This is a genomic window from Paraburkholderia sp. DHOC27 (genome assembly GCF_003429005.1).
Classification (GTDB): Bacteria; Pseudomonadota; Gammaproteobacteria; order Burkholderiales; family Burkholderiaceae; genus Paraburkholderia.
The window spans coordinates 16173-33821 of the sequence record NZ_QVQV01000014.1 but is presented as its reverse complement, the minus strand read 5'-3'; the positions used below and the strand labels follow the sequence as shown (position 1 = coordinate 33821).

Annotated in this window: 16 protein-coding genes; all 16 read left to right on the top strand. The window is 61.2% G+C overall.

The window, feature by feature from the left end; genetic code table 11:
- The first annotated feature begins 6 nt into the window (after window positions 1-6).
- The 16 genes from D0B32_RS31180 to D0B32_RS31105 all read left to right on the top strand — a co-directional run bounded on the left by D0B32_RS31180 (window position 7) and on the right by D0B32_RS31105 (window position 17617).
- The gene (locus D0B32_RS31180) at window positions 7-1260 is read left to right on the top strand and encodes an NADH-quinone oxidoreductase subunit D (protein ID WP_117338192.1); all 1254 of its coding nucleotides are present in this window, start codon (window positions 7-9) and stop codon (window positions 1258-1260) included.
- Between the two features lie 136 nt (window positions 1261-1396).
- Entirely contained in the window at window positions 1397-1882 is a 486-nt protein-coding gene (nuoE, locus tag D0B32_RS31175) for an NADH-quinone oxidoreductase subunit NuoE (RefSeq protein WP_117338190.1), read from the top strand.
- Window positions 1879-3207, top strand: coding sequence for an NADH-quinone oxidoreductase subunit NuoF (gene nuoF, locus D0B32_RS31170; RefSeq protein ID WP_117338188.1), 1329 nt, complete (start codon window positions 1879-1881; stop codon window positions 3205-3207). The genes nuoE and nuoF overlap by 4 nt, the downstream gene beginning before the upstream one ends.
- Before the next feature lie 105 nt (window positions 3208-3312).
- The gene (gene nuoG / locus D0B32_RS31165) at window positions 3313-5646 is read left to right on the top strand and encodes an NADH-quinone oxidoreductase subunit NuoG (RefSeq protein WP_117338186.1); all 2334 of its coding nucleotides are present in this window, start codon (window positions 3313-3315) and stop codon (window positions 5644-5646) included.
- Window positions 5647-6711 carry an NADH-quinone oxidoreductase subunit NuoH gene (gene nuoH / locus D0B32_RS31160; RefSeq protein WP_117338184.1) on the top strand — a complete coding sequence of 355 codons (1065 nt, stop codon included), beginning with the start codon at window positions 5647-5649 and terminating at the stop codon, window positions 6709-6711.
- A gap of 14 nt (window positions 6712-6725) precedes the next feature.
- Window positions 6726-7214, top strand: coding sequence for an NADH-quinone oxidoreductase subunit NuoI (gene nuoI, locus D0B32_RS31155; RefSeq protein ID WP_007588142.1), 489 nt, complete (start codon window positions 6726-6728; stop codon window positions 7212-7214).
- 168 nt (window positions 7215-7382) lie between these two features.
- Window positions 7383-8108, top strand: a complete 726-nt coding sequence (locus tag D0B32_RS31150) for an NADH-quinone oxidoreductase subunit J (RefSeq protein ID WP_117338182.1) — start codon at window positions 7383-7385, stop codon at window positions 8106-8108.
- Between the two features lie 20 nt (window positions 8109-8128).
- Entirely contained in the window at window positions 8129-8434 is a 306-nt protein-coding gene (nuoK, locus tag D0B32_RS31145) for an NADH-quinone oxidoreductase subunit NuoK (RefSeq protein ID WP_013339863.1), read from the top strand.
- Between the two features lie 18 nt (window positions 8435-8452).
- Window positions 8453-10534, top strand: coding sequence for an NADH-quinone oxidoreductase subunit L (nuoL, locus tag D0B32_RS31140; protein ID WP_117338180.1), 2082 nt, complete (start codon window positions 8453-8455; stop codon window positions 10532-10534).
- Window positions 10535-10558: 24 nt separating this feature from the next.
- Entirely contained in the window at window positions 10559-12049 is a 1491-nt protein-coding gene (locus D0B32_RS31135; RefSeq protein ID WP_117338178.1) for an NADH-quinone oxidoreductase subunit M, read from the top strand.
- Window positions 12050-12074: 25 nt separating this feature from the next.
- A complete protein-coding gene (nuoN, locus tag D0B32_RS31130) occupies window positions 12075-13547 on the top strand; it encodes an NADH-quinone oxidoreductase subunit NuoN (protein WP_117338176.1) in 1473 nt (490 codons plus the stop codon).
- On the top strand, window positions 13547-13843 hold the full coding sequence (locus D0B32_RS31125; protein WP_117338175.1) for a DUF2818 family protein: 297 nt from the start codon (window positions 13547-13549) through the stop codon (window positions 13841-13843). Before nuoN ends, D0B32_RS31125 begins: the two co-directional genes overlap by 1 nt.
- A 41-nt stretch (window positions 13844-13884) precedes the next feature.
- On the top strand, window positions 13885-14475 hold the full coding sequence (locus D0B32_RS31120; protein ID WP_117338173.1) for an NUDIX domain-containing protein: 591 nt from the start codon (window positions 13885-13887) through the stop codon (window positions 14473-14475).
- Window positions 14476-14798: 323 nt separating this feature from the next.
- Window positions 14799-15224: a DUF1178 family protein gene (locus D0B32_RS31115; RefSeq protein ID WP_117338171.1), complete on the top strand. Its 426-nt coding sequence runs from the start codon at window positions 14799-14801 to the stop codon at window positions 15222-15224.
- A 49-nt stretch (window positions 15225-15273) separates the two neighbouring features.
- Window positions 15274-16470: an acyl-CoA dehydrogenase family protein gene (locus D0B32_RS31110; RefSeq protein ID WP_117338169.1), complete on the top strand. Its 1197-nt coding sequence runs from the start codon at window positions 15274-15276 to the stop codon at window positions 16468-16470.
- 10 nt (window positions 16471-16480) lie between these two features.
- The gene (locus D0B32_RS31105) at window positions 16481-17617 is read left to right on the top strand and encodes an acyl-CoA dehydrogenase family protein (RefSeq protein WP_117338167.1); all 1137 of its coding nucleotides are present in this window, start codon (window positions 16481-16483) and stop codon (window positions 17615-17617) included.
- Window positions 17618-17649: the final 32 nt, after the last annotated feature.

The window sequence follows — 17649 nt, the reverse complement described above, 5'->3', positions numbered from 1 at the left end:
AACGCCATGGCAGAGATTAAAAACTACACGCTCAACTTCGGCCCGCAGCACCCGGCCGCGCACGGTGTGCTGCGCCTCGTGCTCGAACTCGACGGCGAAGTCATCCAGCGCGCCGACCCGCACATCGGTCTTCTGCACCGCGCCACCGAGAAGCTGGCCGAAACCAAAACGTTCATCCAGTCCGTGCCGTACATGGACCGTCTCGACTACGTGTCGATGATGGTCAACGAGCACGGCTACGTGATGGCCATCGAAAAGCTGCTCGGCATCGACGTGCCGGTACGTGCGCAATACATTCGCGTGCTGTTCGACGAAATCACGCGCGTGCTGAACCACCTGATGTGGATCGGCTCGCACGCGCTCGACGTCGGCGCGATGGCGGTGTTTCTGTATGCGTTCCGTGAACGCGAAGACCTGATGGACGTGTACGAAGCCGTATCCGGCGCCCGGATGCACGCGGCTTACTACCGTCCGGGCGGCGTGTATCGCGATCTGCCTGACGCAATGCCGCAATACAAGGCGTCGAAGATTCGTAATGCGAAGGCACTGTCGAAGATGAACGAAACCCGCCAGGGTTCGTTGCTCGACTTCATCGACGACTTCTTCACGCGTTTCCCGCATTGCGTAGACGAATACGAAACGCTCCTCACCGACAACCGCATCTGGAAGCAGCGTCTGGTGGGGATTGGCGTGGTGAGTCCCGAGCGTGCGTTGCAGCTCGGCATGACGGGCGCGATGCTGCGCGGCTCGGGCATCGAGTGGGACCTGCGCAAGAAGCAGCCGTACGAAGTGTATGACAAGCTGGACTTCGACATTCCGGTTGGCGTGAACGGCGACTGCTACGACCGCTACCTGGTCCGTGTTGAAGAAATGCGTCAATCTACCCGGATCGCGAAACAGTGCGTTGAGTGGTTGCGCAAGAATCCGGGCCCCGTGATGGTCGACAATCACAAGGTTGCGCCGCCGTCGCGAGTGGGCATGAAGTCGAACATGGAAGAGCTGATTCACCATTTCAAGCTCTTCACGGAAGGCTTCCATGTGCCGGAAGGCGAGGCGTACGCCGCTGTCGAACATCCGAAGGGCGAGTTCGGCATCTATCTCATCTCCGATGGCGCGAACAAGCCGTATCGCCTGAAGATTCGCGCACCGGGTTATGCGCATCTGTCCGCGCTCGACGAAATGGCGCGCGGTCACATGATCGCGGACGCCGTGACGATCATCGGTACGCAAGACATCGTGTTTGGCGAAATCGATCGTTAAGAGCGGTTTTCATCGTGGCGTGCGCGTCGAAGTCGTAGCACAGGCGCACGTCAAGCAAAGGAACGCCGGGTCTGTCGCAACGGGTAGCAAGCGACAGGTTTTCGTTCGGTAGGAATTGAAAGAGTCGTGTCTGAAAATGATCTCAGCTGAAGGCCTGAAAGAAATCGATCGTGCGATCGCGAAGTACCCCGCCGGTCTGCAACAGTCCGCCGTCATGGCGGCGTTGGCCGTTGCTCAGGAAGAGCATGGCTGGCTGACGCCCGACCTGATGCAGTTCGTCGCGGACTATCTCGGCATGCCCGCTGTCGCGGTGCAGGAGGTCGCGACCTTCTACACGATGTTCGAGACGTCGCCGGTCGGCAAGTACAAGATCACGCTCTGCACGAACCTGCCGTGCCAGCTCGGCCCGGATGGCGGCTCGGAAAGCGCTGCGGAATACCTGAAGCAGAAGCTTGGTATCGACTTCGGCGAAACCACGGCAGATGGCAAGTTCACCTTGAAAGAAGGCGAGTGCATGGGCTCGTGTGGCGACGCACCGGTCATGCTGGTGAACAACCATCGCATGTGCAGCTTTATGAGCCGCGCGAAAATCGACCAGCTGCTCGAGGAGCTTTCGAAATGACGTCTCTCCACGATCGTCACATCAAACCGCTGATTCTCGCCGGCCTGAACGGCGACAACTGGCATCTCGAAGACTACGCAGCGCGCGGCGGTTACGTCCAGCTGCGCCGTATTCTCGAAGAGAAGATTCCGCCTGAGCAGGTCATTGCGGACGTCAAGGCATCGGGTCTGCGCGGCCGCGGCGGTGCAGGCTTCCCGACCGGTCTGAAGTGGAGCTTCATGCCGCGCCAGTTCCCGGGGCAGAAGTACCTCGTCTGCAATTCGGACGAAGGCGAACCGGGTACGTTCAAGGACCGCGACATCCTGCGCTGGAATCCGCATGCGTTGATCGAAGGCATGATCATCGGCGCGTACGCGATGGGTATCAGCGTGGGCTACAACTATATCCACGGTGAAATCTTCGCCGAGTACAAGCGTTTCGAAGCAGCGCTCGACGAAGCACGCGCCGCCGGTTACCTCGGCGACAACATCATGGGCTCGGGCTTCTCGTTCCAGTTGCACGCGCATCATGGTTACGGCGCGTACATCTGCGGCGAAGAAACCGCGCTGCTCGAATCGCTGGAAGGCAAGAAAGGCCAGCCGCGCTTCAAGCCGCCGTTCCCGGCGAGTTTTGGCGTGTACGGCAAGCCGACCACGATCAACAACACCGAAACGTTTGCTGCGGTGCCATTCCTGCTGTCGGTCGGCCCGCAGGCTTATCTGGAACTCGGCAAGCCGAACAACGGCGGCACAAAGATTTTCTCGGTTTCGGGTGACGTGGAACGTCCGGGCAACTACGAAGTGCCGCTCGGCACGCCGTTCGCAACCCTGCTGGATCTCGCCGGCGGCATGCGCGGTGGCAAGAAGATCAAGGCAGTGATTCCTGGTGGTTCATCGGCGCCGGTCATTCCGGGCGAGATGATGATGCACACGGACATGGACTACGACTCGATCGCCAAGGCAGGTTCGATGCTCGGTTCAGGCGCAGTGATCGTGATGGACGAAACGCGTTGCATGGTTCGTTCGCTGCTGCGTCTGTCGTACTTCTATTACGAAGAGTCTTGCGGTCAGTGCACGCCGTGCCGTGAAGGGACGGGCTGGCTGTATCGCGTGGTGCATCGTATCGAGCACGGCCAGGGTCGTCAGGAAGATCTGGATCTGCTGAACTCGGTGGCCGGCAACATCATGGGCCGTACGATTTGCGCGCTGGGCGATGCGGCAGCCATGCCGGTGCGCGGCATGCTCAAGCACTACTGGGACGAGTTCGCGTATCACGTCGAACACAAGCACTGCCTCGTGGGCGGTCATGCCGGCGCAGCAGCGGCTTCGGAAACGGTGGCGGCCTGAACGACAGGCGCCGGCACACACAAGCGTCAACCGCGGGGGTCATCGCCGTGTGGCGATGAACGGGCGAACGATTGAGCGGTAACAGGTTAAGGAAGATTGACCATCATGGTTGAACTTGAAATAGACGGCAGGAAAGTAGAGGTACCGGAAGGCAGCATGGTGATCCAGGCTGCGCATAAGGTCGACACGTATATTCCGCACTTCTGCTATCACAAGAAGCTGTCGATTGCGGCCAATTGCCGGATGTGTCTGGTCGACGTCGAAAAGATGCCGAAGGCCGTTCCCGCCTGTGCTACGCCGGTGTCGGCGGGCATGATCGTGCGGACCAAGTCCGACAAGGCGGTGCAGGGCCAGCAAGCTGTGATGGAATTCCTGCTGATCAACCACCCGCTCGATTGCCCGATCTGCGACCAGGGCGGCGAATGCCAGTTGCAGGATCTGGCGGTGGGCTACGGCAAGTCGGCCTCGCGCTACAGCGAAGAAAAGCGCGTGGTGTTCCACAAGAACGTCGGCCCGCTGATCTCCATGGAAGAAATGTCGCGCTGCATTCACTGCACGCGTTGCGTCCGCTTCGGCCAGGAAATTGCCGGCGTGATGGAGCTGGGCATGCTGGGCCGCGGCGAGCATTCGGAAATCACTTCGTTCGTCGGCAAGACGGTCGACTCCGAACTGTCCGGCAACATGATCGACCTGTGCCCGGTGGGTGCGCTCACCAGCAAGCCGTTCCGCTACAGCGCCCGTACGTGGGAACTGTCGCGTCGCAAGTCGGTGAGCCCGCACGATTCGGTTGGCGCGAATCTGGTGGTGCAGGTCAAGAATAATCGCGTGATGCGCGTGCTGCCGTTCGAGAACGAATCCATCAACGAATGCTGGATCTCGGACAAGGACCGCTTCTCGTACGAAGGTCTGAACAGCCCGGAACGTCTCACCAAGCCCATGCTCAAGCAAGGTGGCAAGTGGGTCGAGACCGACTGGCAAACCGCGCTCGACTACGTCGTCAAGGGCCTGAAGGGCATCAAGGGCGACCACGGCGCAGACGCGCTGGCCGCACTGGGCAGCGCCCATAGCACGGTCGAAGAACTGTTCCTGTTGAAGCAACTTGCGCAAGCGGTCGGCACGCCTAACGTCGACTTCCGTCTGCGCCAGTCGGATTTCTCGGCGCCCGTGAGCGGCGCACCGTGGCTCGGCGCGAGGATCGCCGATCTGTCGAATCTGGACGCCGCGATCGTGATCGGCTCCGACCTGCGTCGCGATCATCCGTTGTTCGCAGCCCGTCTGCGTCAGGCGGCCAAGAGCGGCACCAAGCTCACGCTCGTGCAGGCCACGGCTGACGACGCGCTGATCCCGCAAGCCGAACGCGTGGTGGCTGCACCGTCGGCATGGCTGGCTGAGATCGCCGGTATCGCGGGTGCCGTTTCCGAAGCACGCGGTGTGGCCCTGCCGGAAGCGTTTGCTGGCACGCAGCCGAGCGATGCTCACAAGCAGGTTGCAGCGTCGTTGGCCACGGGCGAACACCGCCTCGTGCTGCTCGGCAACGCAGCGACCCGTCATCCGGACTTCTCGCGTATCCACGCCGCGGCGCAATGGATCGCGGACGCGACCGGCGCCACGCTCGGCTTCCTGACCGAAGGTGCCAACACGGTTGGTGCCCACTTGGTCGGCGCATTGCCGGGCGCGGGTGGTCTGAACGCACGTGAAGTGTTCGAACAGCCGCGCAAGGGTTACGTGCTGCTGAACCTCGAACCCGAGTTCGATACGGCGAATCCGGCGCAAGCGCTGGCCGCCTTGAACCAGGCTGAAATGGTCGTGGTGATGTCGCCGTTCCAGACCGGCGCGGAATACGCAGACGTGCTGCTGCCGATCGCCCCGTTCACGGAAACGGCCGGCACTTTCGTCAACGCGGAAGGCACCGTGCAGTCGTTCAACGGCGTCGTGCGCCCGCTCGGCGATACGCGTCCGGGCTGGAAGGTGTTGCGCGTGCTGGGTAGCCTGCTGGGTCTGCCGGGCTTCGAATTCGACACGTCCGAAGAAGTGCGCGCGGCTGCGCTGGGTGACGGCGAGATCGCCTCGCGTCTGTCCAACAAGACCGACGTCGTCGTGGCGCACGGCAGCGCAGCGAAGGCCGCAGACGGCGCCTTCGAACGCATCGCCGATGTGCCGATTTACCACGCCGACGCGCTGGTGCGCCGTGCGGAATCGCTGCATCTGACGGCGGCTGCGCGCACGGCCAACACGGTTGGTTTGCCGGCTGCGCTGTTCGACAAGCTGGGTCTGAAAGACGGTGACGCAGTGCGGGTACGTCAGGGCGAGCGCTCGGTGCAGTTGCCGGCCGTGCGCGATGCAAATCTTGCGGAGACAGTCGTCCGCGTATCGGCGGCCACGCCTGCCGGTGCAGCGCTGGGCAGCCTGTTCGGTGAACTGCTGGTGGAGAAGGCGTAAATGAGCTTGTTCGATTCGATCAACTCGGGCGGCACCCAGCTTCTCGGTGTGGCATGGCCCACGGTGTGGGCACTGGTGCGCATCCTGGTGGTATCCGTCGCGATCCTGCTGTGCGTGGCTTACCTGATTCTCTGGGAGCGTAAGCTGATCGGCTGGATGCACGTGCGTCTCGGTCCGAACCGCGTGGGTCCCGCTGGCTTGCTCCAGCCAATCGCTGACGTGCTGAAGCTGTTGCTGAAGGAAGTGATTCAGCCGGTGCAGGCAAGCCGCTGGATCTATCTGATTGCGCCGATCATGGTGGTGGTGCCGGCTTTCGCGGTCTGGGCGGTGATTCCGTTCCAGGCGGGCGCGGTGCTCGGCGACATCAACGCCGGCCTGCTCTACGCGATGGCGATTTCGTCGATCGGCGTGTACGGCGTGATTCTGGCCGGCTGGGCGTCGAACTCGAAATACGCGTTCCTCGGTGCCATGCGCGCGGCCGCGCAAATGGTGTCCTACGAAATTTCGATGGGCTTCGCGCTCGTCGTCGTGTTGATGACGGCCGGCACGCTGAACCTGTCGGACATCGTCGGTTCGCAGGAGCGCGGCATTTTCGCCAGCTACGGGCTGAACTTCCTCTCGTGGAACTGGCTGCCGCTCTTGCCCATGTTCGTCGTGTACTTCGTCTCGGGCATCGCCGAAACGAACCGCCATCCGTTCGACGTGGTGGAAGGGGAGTCGGAAATCGTCGCGGGTCACATGATCGATTACTCGGGTATGGCGTTCGCGCTGTTCTTCCTCGCCGAGTACATCAACATGATCGTGATCTCGGCGCTGGCCTCCACGCTCTTCCTGGGCGGCTGGAGTGCTCCGTTCGGCTTCCTGTCGTTCATCCCGGGCATTTTCTGGCTGGTACTGAAAGTGTTCCTGTTGCTGTCGGTGTTCATCTGGGCGCGTGCCACGTTCCCGCGTTACCGCTATGACCAGATCATGCGTCTCGGCTGGAAGGTGTTCATTCCGGTCAGCGTCATCTGGCTGGTGGTGGTCGGCTTCTGGATCATGTCGCCGTTGAACATCTGGAAATAAGGGCGGATAGAACCATGACCGCAATCCAAAACTTCTTCAAGACCTTCTTCCTCACGGAACTGCTGAAGGGCCTCGCGTTGACGGGACGTTACACGTTCCAGCGCAAGATCACGGTGCAGTTTCCGGAAGAGAAAACGCCTATTTCGCCGCGCTTTCGCGGGTTGCACGCGCTGCGCCGCTATGAAAACGGCGAAGAGCGCTGCATTGCCTGCAAGCTGTGCGAAGCGGTGTGCCCGGCGCTTGCCATTACGATCGAATCCGAAACGCGCGCGGACAACACGCGCCGTACCACGCGTTACGACATCGATCTGACCAAGTGCATCTTCTGCGGTTTCTGCGAGGAAAGCTGCCCCGTCGATTCGATCGTCGAGACGCACATCCTCGAGTATCACGGCGAGAAGCGCGGCGATCTGTACTTCACCAAAGACATGCTGCTGGCAGTGGGTGACCGCTACGAAACGGAAATCGCTGCGAACAAGGCAGCGGACGCACCTTATCGTTAAACGCGGGTTAAAACGCCGTTGCTGGAACGCCGCTGTTGAAATGCTTTTGCTTGACGTATCACGTTGCACCGGCCCGCTGTCGGGCCGTAGGCTGCTTGACCGCTGTAACGCGGCGCGCTTGTGCCAAAGAACAATGCCTGAAGATGGCCTAACGATGAACCGGTAATCATGGAATTCACGACCGTACTGTTCTACATCTTTGCTCTGCTCCTGGTGGTGTCGGGGTTGAAGGTGATCACCTCGCGCAACCCGGTGTCCTCGGCACTGTTCCTCGTGCTCGCGTTCTTCAACGCCGCCGCGATCTGGATGCTGCTGCAGGCCGAGTTCCTCGCCATCCTGCTGGTGCTGGTGTACGTGGGCGCGGTGATGGTGCTGTTCCTGTTCGTCGTGATGATGCTGGACATCAATCTCGACGTGCTGCGACGCGACTTCAAACGCTTCGTGCCAATGGCCACGGTAGTGGGCGCGATCATCGTGCTCGAAACCGCGCTGATTCTCTGGCACGGCTTCGGCGCCACCGTCACGGCGCTGCGCGACACGACAGTGGCTGCCGGCGGCGCAATGGAAGGCTGGTCGAATACGCGTCTGATCGGCAAGGTCATCTACACCGACTACATCTTCGCGTTCGAAGTGGCCGGTCTGGTGCTGCTGGTGGCGATCATCGCCGCGGTCGCACTGACCACGCGTCACGCGAAGGACAGCAAGCGCCAGCGCGTGAGCGATCAGGTGAAGGTGCGCGCGCAAGACCGCGTGCGCGTCGTGAAGATGCCGTCGGAGAAAACGGCGAAAACCCTCGCGGCGGAAGAAGCCGCCGCGGCAGCAGCGGCCCATGCAGAAGCGGCCGCGGCCGCCGCCGCAGCACCGGCTGCTGCAGCGCCCGCTAAAAATAGCTGAGAGGAGACAGGAGAAAAATTATGTTGACCCTTGCTCACTACCTTGTGCTCGGCGCGATCCTGTTTGCGATCAGCGTCGTCGGCATTTTCCTGAACCGCCGCAACGTCATCATCATCCTGATGGCGATCGAATTGATGCTGCTGGCGGTGAACACCAATTTCGTCGCGTTCTCGCATTACCTTGGCGACGTGCATGGCCAGATTTTCGTCTTCTTCGTGCTGACGGTTGCAGCGGCGGAAGCGGCAATCGGGCTGGCGATTCTGGTGACCCTGTTCCGTAGCCTCGACACGATCAATGTCGAGGATCTCGATCAGCTCAAAGGTTAATTTCAGGGCAAGACTGTTATGTCAACGACACTCAACGAAAACCTGTTGCTGGCCGTTCCGCTCGCACCGCTGGCTGGCTCCCTGATTGCCGGACTCTTCGGGAAAGCAGTGGGGCGCGCCGGAGCGCACACGGTCACGATCCTCGGCGTCGCGATCTCCTTCATTCTTTCGGCCATCGTGTTCCTCGACGTCATGAACGGCGCGAGCTTCAACGCGACGGTGTATGAATGGATGTCGGTGGGCAAGCTGAAGTTCGAAGTGGGCTTCCTCGTCGATTCGCTCACGGCGATGATGATGTGCGTGGTGACCTTCGTGTCGCTCATGGTGCACATCTACACGATTGGCTACATGGCCGAGGACGACGGCTACCAGCGCTTCTTCTCGTACATTGCGCTGTTCACGTTCTCGATGCTGATGCTCGTGATGAGCAACAACCTGCTGCAGCTGTTCTTCGGCTGGGAAGCGGTGGGTCTGGTGTCGTACCTGCTGATCGGTTTCTACTTCACCCGCGAAAGCGCGATCTACGCGAACATGAAGGCGTTCATCGTGAACCGCGTGGGCGACTTCGGCTTCCTGCTGGGCATTGGCTTGCTGCTGGCGTATGCCGGCTCGCTGAACTACGCGGACATCTTCTCGAAGAGCCACGAACTGGCGGCCATGAACTTCCCCGGCACGAGCTGGGGTCTGCTGACGGTTGCCTGTATCTGCCTCTTCATCGGCGCAATGGGTAAGTCGGCGCAGTTCCCGCTGCACGTGTGGCTGCCGGATTCGATGGAAGGCCCGACGCCGATCTCCGCACTGATTCACGCGGCAACCATGGTGACGGCCGGTATCTTCATGGTCACGCGCATGTCGCCGCTGTTCGAACTGTCGGATACGGCGCTGTCGTTTGTGACGATCATCGGTGCCATTACCGCGCTGTTCATGGGTTTCCTTGGCGTCGTCCAGAACGACATCAAGCGCGTGGTGGCGTACTCCACGCTGTCGCAACTCGGTTACATGACGGTGGCGCTCGGCGCATCGGCTTACCCGGTTGCCATGTTCCACCTGATGACGCACGCGTTCTTCAAGGCACTGCTGTTCCTTGGCGCGGGTTCGGTCATCATGGGCATGCACCACGATCAGGACATGCGCAACATGGGCGGCCTGCGCAAGTACATGCCGATCACGTGGATCACATCGCTGATCGGTTCACTGGCGCTGATCGGTACGCCGTTCTTCTCAGGCTTCTATTCGAAAGATTCGATCATCGACGCGGTGAAGCTGTCGAATCTGCCGGGTTCGGGCTTCGCATACTTCGCGGTGGTGGCGAGCGTGTTCGTCACGGCGCTGTATTCGTTCCGTATGTACTTCCTGGTGTTCCACGGCGAGGAGCGTTTCCGTAAGCCGAAGCATCCGGATTCGCCGATGGGCATCGAAGCCGCAGCGCAGGCAGCGCATGGTCACGATGACCACGGTCATGGGCACGGCGCTCATGGCCACGACGATCACGGCCATGCACACGAGCCGCATGAAAGCCCGTGGGTGGTGTGGGTGCCGCTGGTGCTCCTGGCCATTCCGTCGGTCATCATTGGTGCCATCGCCATTGGGCCGCTGTTGTTTGGCGATTACTTCCAGCACGGCGTGGTGTACGACAAGGTGATCTACGTCGCCGCCAATCACCCGGCTATGGCCGGGCTGGCCGAAGATTTCACCGGCTGGCTCGCAATGGGTCTGCATTCGGTGGCGGGCTTGCCGGTCTGGCTGGCGCTCGCTGGCGTGGTGGTGTCGTGGTTCCTGTATCTGCAACGTCCGGATCTGCCGCCGGTCATCCGCCGCGCCTTCGGCCCGATCTACACGCTGCTGGAGAACAAGTACTACCTGGACAAGATCAACGAAGTCGTGTTCGCGCGCGGTGCAGTGGCTATCGGCCGCGGGCTGTGGAAAGAGGGCGACGTGGTGGTGATCGACGGTATCGTCAACGGCAGCGCGCGCTTCATCGGCTGGTTCGCCGGTGTGATCCGCTTCCTTCAGTCGGGCTACATCTATCACTACGCGTTTGCCATGATCATCGGCATGCTGGGGCTCCTGACGCTGTTTGTAACGCTCGGCGGCAAATAAGAGAAGGCGAGGGGACACCACACAATGCACACGTTTCCGATTTTAAGTATCGCGATCTGGTTGCCGATCCTGTTCGGCCTCCTGGTCCTTGCTGTCGGTTCTGATCAGAACCCGGGCCCGGCGCGCTGGCTGTCGCTGGTGGGTTCGGTCATCAGTTTCATCGTGACGATTCCGCTGTTCACGAGTTTCGACTCGAGCACGGCGGATCTGCAGTTCGTCGAGAAAGCGACCTGGATCGAGCGCTTCAACATTACGTATCACCTGGGTGTCGACGGCATCTCGATGTGGTTCGTCGTGCTGACGGCGTTGATTACGGTGCTGGTGGTGATTGCCGGATGGCAGGTCATTACGAAGAACGTGGCCCAGTACTTCGCTTCGTTCCTGATCCTGTCGGGCATCATGGTCGGCGTGTTCAGTGCCACCGACGGCATGCTGTTCTATGTGTTCTTCGAAGCCACGCTGATTCCGATGTACATCATCATCGGCGTGTGGGGCGGTCCGAACCGGGTGTACGCCGCGTTCAAGTTCTTCCTGTACACGCTGATGGGCTCGCTGCTGATGCTGGTCGCGCTGCTGTATCTGTACACGCAGACGGGCACGTTCGATCTGGCAACGTGGCAGGCCGCCAAGCTCGGCATGACCCCGCAGGTGTTGCTCTTTATAGCCTTCTTCCTTGCCTTCGCCGTGAAGGTGCCCATGTGGCCGGTCCACACGTGGTTGCCTGACGCCCACGTGGAAGCGCCGACTGGCGGTTCGGTGGTGCTGGCTGCGATCATGCTGAAGCTCGGCGCGTACGGTTTCCTGCGCTTCTCGCTGCCGGTCACGCCCGACGCCAGCCACTTCCTCGCACCCGTGGTGATCACGCTGTCGCTGATCGCGGTGATCTACATCGGTCTCGTGGCAATGGTGCAGGCGGACATGAAAAAGCTGGTGGCGTATTCGTCCATCGCGCACATGGGCTTCGTCACGCTCGGTTTCTTCATCTTCAATCAACTCGGCGCGGAAGGCGCGATCGTGCAGATGATCTCGCACGGTTTCGTGTCGGGCGCGATGTTCCTGTGTATCGGCGTGCTGTATGACCGCATGCACTCGCGGCAGATCGCGGATTACGGCGGCGTCGTCAACGTGATGCCGAAGTTCGCCGCGCTGGTCATGCTGTTCGCGATGGCCAATTGCGGCCTGCCGGGCACCTCCGGGTTCGTCGGCGAATTCATGGTGATTCTGGCTGCGGTCCAGTACAACTTCTGGATTGCAGGCGGCGCCGCGGTCACGCTGATTCTCGGCGCGGCCTACACGCTGTGGATGTACAAGCGTGTGTACTTTGGCGCGGTGGCCAACGACCACGTGAAGAAACTGCTCGATATCAACAATCGCGAGTTCTTCATGCTGCTCGTGCTGGCCGCGCTGACGCTGTTCATGGGCCTGTATCCCAAGCCTTTTACCGATGTGATGCACGTATCCGTGGAAAACCTCCTCTCCCACGTTGCGCAGTCAAAGCTGCCGTTGCCACAGTAACGCAGAGCGGAGGAATTTAAAGACCATGCAAAACGCCCCTATGACTGCCCTGTTGCCTGACGGCCTGTTGATGCTCGCCGTCGTTGTCGCGTGGCTCAACGACACGTTTTTCGGCCAGGCGGGTCGACGCACGACCTATTTCATCGCGTTCTTCTCGACGCTGATCGCCGGCATCTGGTTCGCCGTCAACGCGTTCGATCCGCAAGTGCACTACTACTTCGCGCACATGTACGTGGTCGACTCGTTCGGCAGCATGATGAAAGCGGTGGTGTCGCTGGGTTACGCGGTGTCGATCGTGTACTCGCGCAGGTATCTCGAAGACCGCGATCTGTTCCGCGGTGACTTCTTCCTGCTCGGCATGTTCTCGCTGCTCGGCCAGCTGGTGATGATTTCGGGCAACAACTTCCTGACGCTGTACCTCGGTCTGGAATTGATGTCGCTCTCGCTCTACGCGGTGATCGCACTGCGTCGCGACGCGGCGCAGTCGAACGAAGCGGCCATGAAGTACTACGTGCTGGGCGCGCTGGCCTCCGGTTTCCTGCTGTACGGCATCTCGATGCTGTATGGCGCGACGGGCTCGCTCGACCTCAACGAAGTCTTCAAGGCCGTTGCATCGGGTCGCATCAACGACGTGGTGTTGCTGTTCGGCGTGATCTTCATCGTGGCGGGTGTGGCGTTCAAGATGGGCGCGGTGCCGTTCCACATGTGGGTGCCTGACGTGTATCAGGGTGCACCCACGGCCATGACGCTGCTGACGGGCGGTGGCCCGAAGGTCGCAGCGTTCGCGTGGGGCCTGCGGTTCCTGGTGATGGGCCTGTTGCCGCTGGCAGTGGACTGGCAGGAAATGCTGGTGATCCTCGCGGCGCTCTCGCTGATCGTCGGCAATATCACGGGTATCGTGCAGCGTAACGTCAAGCGGATGCTGGCTTACTCGGCCATCTCGAACATGGGCTTCGTGCTGCTAGGCCTGCTGGCCGGCGTGGTGGACGGCAAGACCGCCACCGCCGCGAGTGCCTACGGCTCGGCGATGTTCTACAGCATCGTTTATCTGATCACCACACTCGGCACCTTCGGTATCGTGATGCTGCTCGCACGCCGCGAATTCGAAGCCGAGACGCTCGACGACTTCAAGGGCCTCAATCAGCGCAGCCCGGTGTTTGCGTTCGTGATGATGATCATGATGTTCTCGCTCGCAGGTGTGCCGCCAGCGGTTGGCTTCTACGCCAAGCTGGCCGTGCTCGAAGCGACCATGAACGCGGGTCTCACGTGGCTGGCCGTGCTGGCCGTGATTACGTCGCTGTTTGGCGCGTTCTACTACCTGCGTATCGTCAAGCTGATGTACTTCGACGAGCCGCAGGACACGAGCCCGATCAAGGCCGATGTCTGCAACCGCGCGTTGCTGGCCATCAACGGTATCGCCGTGCTGGTGCTGGGTCTGGTTCCTGGGCATCTGTTGACTGCTTGTCTGCAAGCGATCACCCATACGCTGCCGTTCTGATGTCGGCAGCAGGGTGGTTTATCGTGTTGTTGGCGCTCGTCGGCGCCAACCTGCCGTTTCTGAATCAACGCCTCTTCGCCTTCGTCCCCATGAAGGCGGAAAAGAAGAGTGCGTGGCTGCGAATTGCCGAGCTTATCGTGCTGTATCTCGTGGTTGGCGCGCTCGGCTTCATGCTGGAGGCGCGGGCGGGCAACCGCTTCGATCAGGGCTGGCAGTTTTACGCCATCACGTTTAGCCTCTTCATCGTGTTTGCGTTTCCCGGTTTCACCTTCCAGTATCTCGTCAAACGGCGCTGACGGCTCGAGCCGTCGCGCTTCACGCTGTCCTGAGGTCGCACATGGCTGAACTTCCCGATCACGACGCCGCGCTCACCGAGACCTGCCTTGAGAGCAAAACGCTCCATCAGGGCCCGTTCCTGACACTCAAGTGCGACACCGTCCGTCTGCCGGACGGCAAGAGCGCCACCCGCGAATACGTCAAGCATCCGGGCGCGGTGATGGTGATCCCGCTGTTCGACGACGGCCGCGTGCTGCTGGAATGCCAGTACCGCTATCCGATCGGCAAGGTCATGTACGAATATCCGGCGGGCAAGCTGGATCCGAACGAAGGCGCACTGGCCTGTGCGAAGCGCGAGCTGCGTGAGGAAACGGGTTATACGGCGCGCGAATATATCTACGTGACGCGTATCCACCCGATCATTTCGTACTCCACCGAATTCATCGACATCTATCTGGCGCGTGGGCTGACCGCGGGCGAGCGCAAGCTCGACGACGGCGAGTTTCTCGAACTGTTCACTGCGACGGTGCCCGAGGTATCGGAATGGGTGCGGACCGGCAAGATCAGTGATGTGAAAACCATCATTGGCACTTTCTGGCTGGAGAAGGTGCTGGCCGGTACATGGCCGACGGCTGAGCCCGAGCCCAATTAAGCAGCGGCAGACAGAGGGACGGCGAGCGCAACGCTCGCCTGTCGCCGCAGCGCGCGGTTTTCCCCACCTGGCTTCATCTCAGCATTACCCCTCCATCACTCTCACGACTGCCGTCGCGTCATAGACGCGCTCGCCTCGCTCCCACCCCCATTCCCGCTTGATGTGCCGTCGGCGAGCATCCGTCCGGCGGGGTAGAATCGCGCACGCACGCTTGATTGTTCCTGCACGGGAAAAGCGTGCCTCAGTCGTCCCAGCAAAATTTACGAACGACCGTTCACAAATTTAGATTTTGCGCTAAACTCATACGCAAGCCCTGATTCCACATGAAGGTCCTCGATTTACAGTGCCCGCACGGCCACCGGTTTGAAGGCTGGTTTGCTTCAGCCGAAGACTTTGAGTCACAGTTGTCCCGCAAGCTGGTCGCATGTCCGATCTGCAGCGCGACCGAAGTCAGCCGTTTGCCCTCGGCGCCCCGGCTGAATCTGTCCGGTGCGTCCGAATCGCAAGCTCCGGCGGGTGCTGAGAACAGGCAGGCGCGCGTGCTGCGCGCGTTGCGCGAGGTACTGGAAAAGACCGAGAACGTGGGCGACCGCTTCGCCGAGGAAGCACGGCGCATTCACTACAATGAAGCGCCCGCACGCAATATTCGCGGTGTCACGACACCGGAAGATGCGAAAGCCTTGGTCGAAGAAGGCATTGAAGTGATGCCGTTGCCGGCCCCGGCCGCGCTGAAGGAACCGCTGCAGTAAGGCAGTGGCTCACTGGCGGCAGGGCGGTCGCGGCCAGGAGACACTGCGCATGAATCTGGATTATTCCCCCGCCGACGACGCGTTACGCGCCGACATCCGCGCCTGGCTCGAAGCGAATCTGCCGCAAGAGCTGAGCCACAAGGTCCTCAATCACAAGCGTCTGAATCGCGCTGACTTCGCGAACTGGCACAAGCTGCTCGGCAAGCGCGGCTGGTCGGTCGTCGCGTGGCCCGCCGAATACGGCGGCCCCGGCTGGAACGCGACCCAGCGGCATATCTGGGACGAAGAGTGCGCGCGCGTCGGGGCACCGGCCGTGCTGCCGTTCGGCGTCTCGATGGTCGCGCCGGTGCTGATGAAGTACGGCACTGAAGCGCAAAAGCGCCACTACTTGCCGCGCATTCTGGACGGCACCGACTGGTGGTGTCAGGGCTATTCCGAGCCAGGCTCCGGTTCCGATCTCGCGTCGTTGCGTACGCGCGCTGAGCGTGTCGGCGATCACTACGTGGTGAACGGCCAGAAGACATGGACCACGCTCGGCCAGCACGCCGACATGATGTTCTGCCTCGTGCGCACCGACAGCGGCGCGAAGAAGCAAGAGGGCATTTCGTTCCTGCTGATCGACATGAAAACGCCGGGCATCACCGTGCGTCCCATCATCACGCTCGACGAAGACCACGAAGTCAACGAAGTGTTCTTCGAGGACGTGAAGGTGCCGGTCGAGAATCTGGTCGGCGAAGAGAATCGCGGCTGGACTTACGCCAAATATCTGCTCGGTCACGAGCGCACCAACATTGCGCGGGTGGGTCAATCGAAGCGCGAACTGGTCTTTCTCAAGCGCCTCGCGCTTGAGCAGAAAAAGAACGGCAAGCCGCTGCTGCTCGATCCGGTTTTCGGTGCCAAGGTGGCAAGCCTCGAAATCGAACTGCTGGCGCTGGAAGTCACCGTGCAACGGGTGGTCGCGAATGAAGCGGGCGGCCGTGGGCCGGGACCGGAAGCGTCGATGCTGAAGATCAAGGGTACGGAAGTCCAGCAAGGATTGACCGAGCTGATGGTCGAGGCGGTTGGGCCGCTTGCTGCGCCATTCGATGTGCCTTTCCTCGAAGGAGAACGCGAGCACAGCATTGCCGGCGACGATGACGCCGCGCCGCTCGCCGCGTACTACTTCAACTTCCGCAAGACGTCGATTTACGGCGGCTCGAACGAAATTCAAAAGAACATCATCGCGCAGATGATTCTCGGACTCTGAGGAGCGGCGCATGGACTTTACTTTTACCGACGAACAGCAGCAATTCGCCGACGCGTTGCGCCGCTATCTGGACAAGAACTACGGTTTCGAGGCACGTCAGGCCATCGTGCGTTCGGACGCGGGCGTGTCGGACACGCACTGGAATGCGTTCACGGAGCTGGGCTTGACGGCCTTGCCGGTGCCGGAAGAGCAGGGTGGTTTCAATGGCTCGCCGGTGGATCTGCTGGTGGTGATGCAGGAGCTTGGCCGGGCGCTGGTGATCGAGCCGTACTGGGCGACGGCCGTGGGCATCGAGGCGCTGCGTCTGGCGGGATCGGCGCGCGCCGGAAACAGCGAGGACACCGCGTTGCTCGAACGCGCGGCTCAAGGCGAGATCAAGCTGGCGGTGGCGTTTCACGAACCGCATGCACGCTACGATCTGTTCTCAGTCGAAACCACGGCAACGCAGCAGGGCGAGCACGTCACGCTGAAGGGCGACAAATCGGTCGTCCTGCATGGTGCACAGGCCGATTACTGGATCGTGCCCGCGCGTTTCGATGGCGAGATTGCCTTGTTCGTCGTGGCGCGTGATGCGGCCGGTGTACAGGTGACGGATTATCGGACGATCGACGGCCAGCGTGCCGCCAATCTGAAGTTCGATAGCACGTCGGCGCGCCGCCTGGGTGGCAGCGAAGCTGGCGCGGCAACGCTCGAACATATCGCCGACTATGGCACGCTGCTGCTATGCGCAGAAGCCATCGGTGCACTCGACGCGCTGAACCATGCCACTGCCGAATACACGAAAACGCGTCAGCAATTCGGTCAACCCATCGCGCGCTTCCAGGCGCTACAGCATCGCATGGTCGAAATGCTGATTCACGCCGAGCAGGCGCGCTCGGTCACGTATCTGGCGGCGGTGCGTTATTCGAGCAGCGATGCCGAGGTACGACGCAGCGCAGTGTCGGCCGCGAAGGTACGCGTGGGGCAGGCGGCGCGCTTCGTCGGCCAGCAGGCGGTGCAGTTGCACGGCGGCATGGGCGTGACGAATGAAGTGGCGGCCGCGCATCTGTTCAAGCGGTTGGCTATCATTGAAACGACGCTAGGCGATGTCGATCATCATCTTGCGCGTTTCGCGGCGCTGCCTGGTTTCGCCCGCGCCGAAGTCTGATCCCTGAGTCCGATCTGAACGAACGAGGTGTC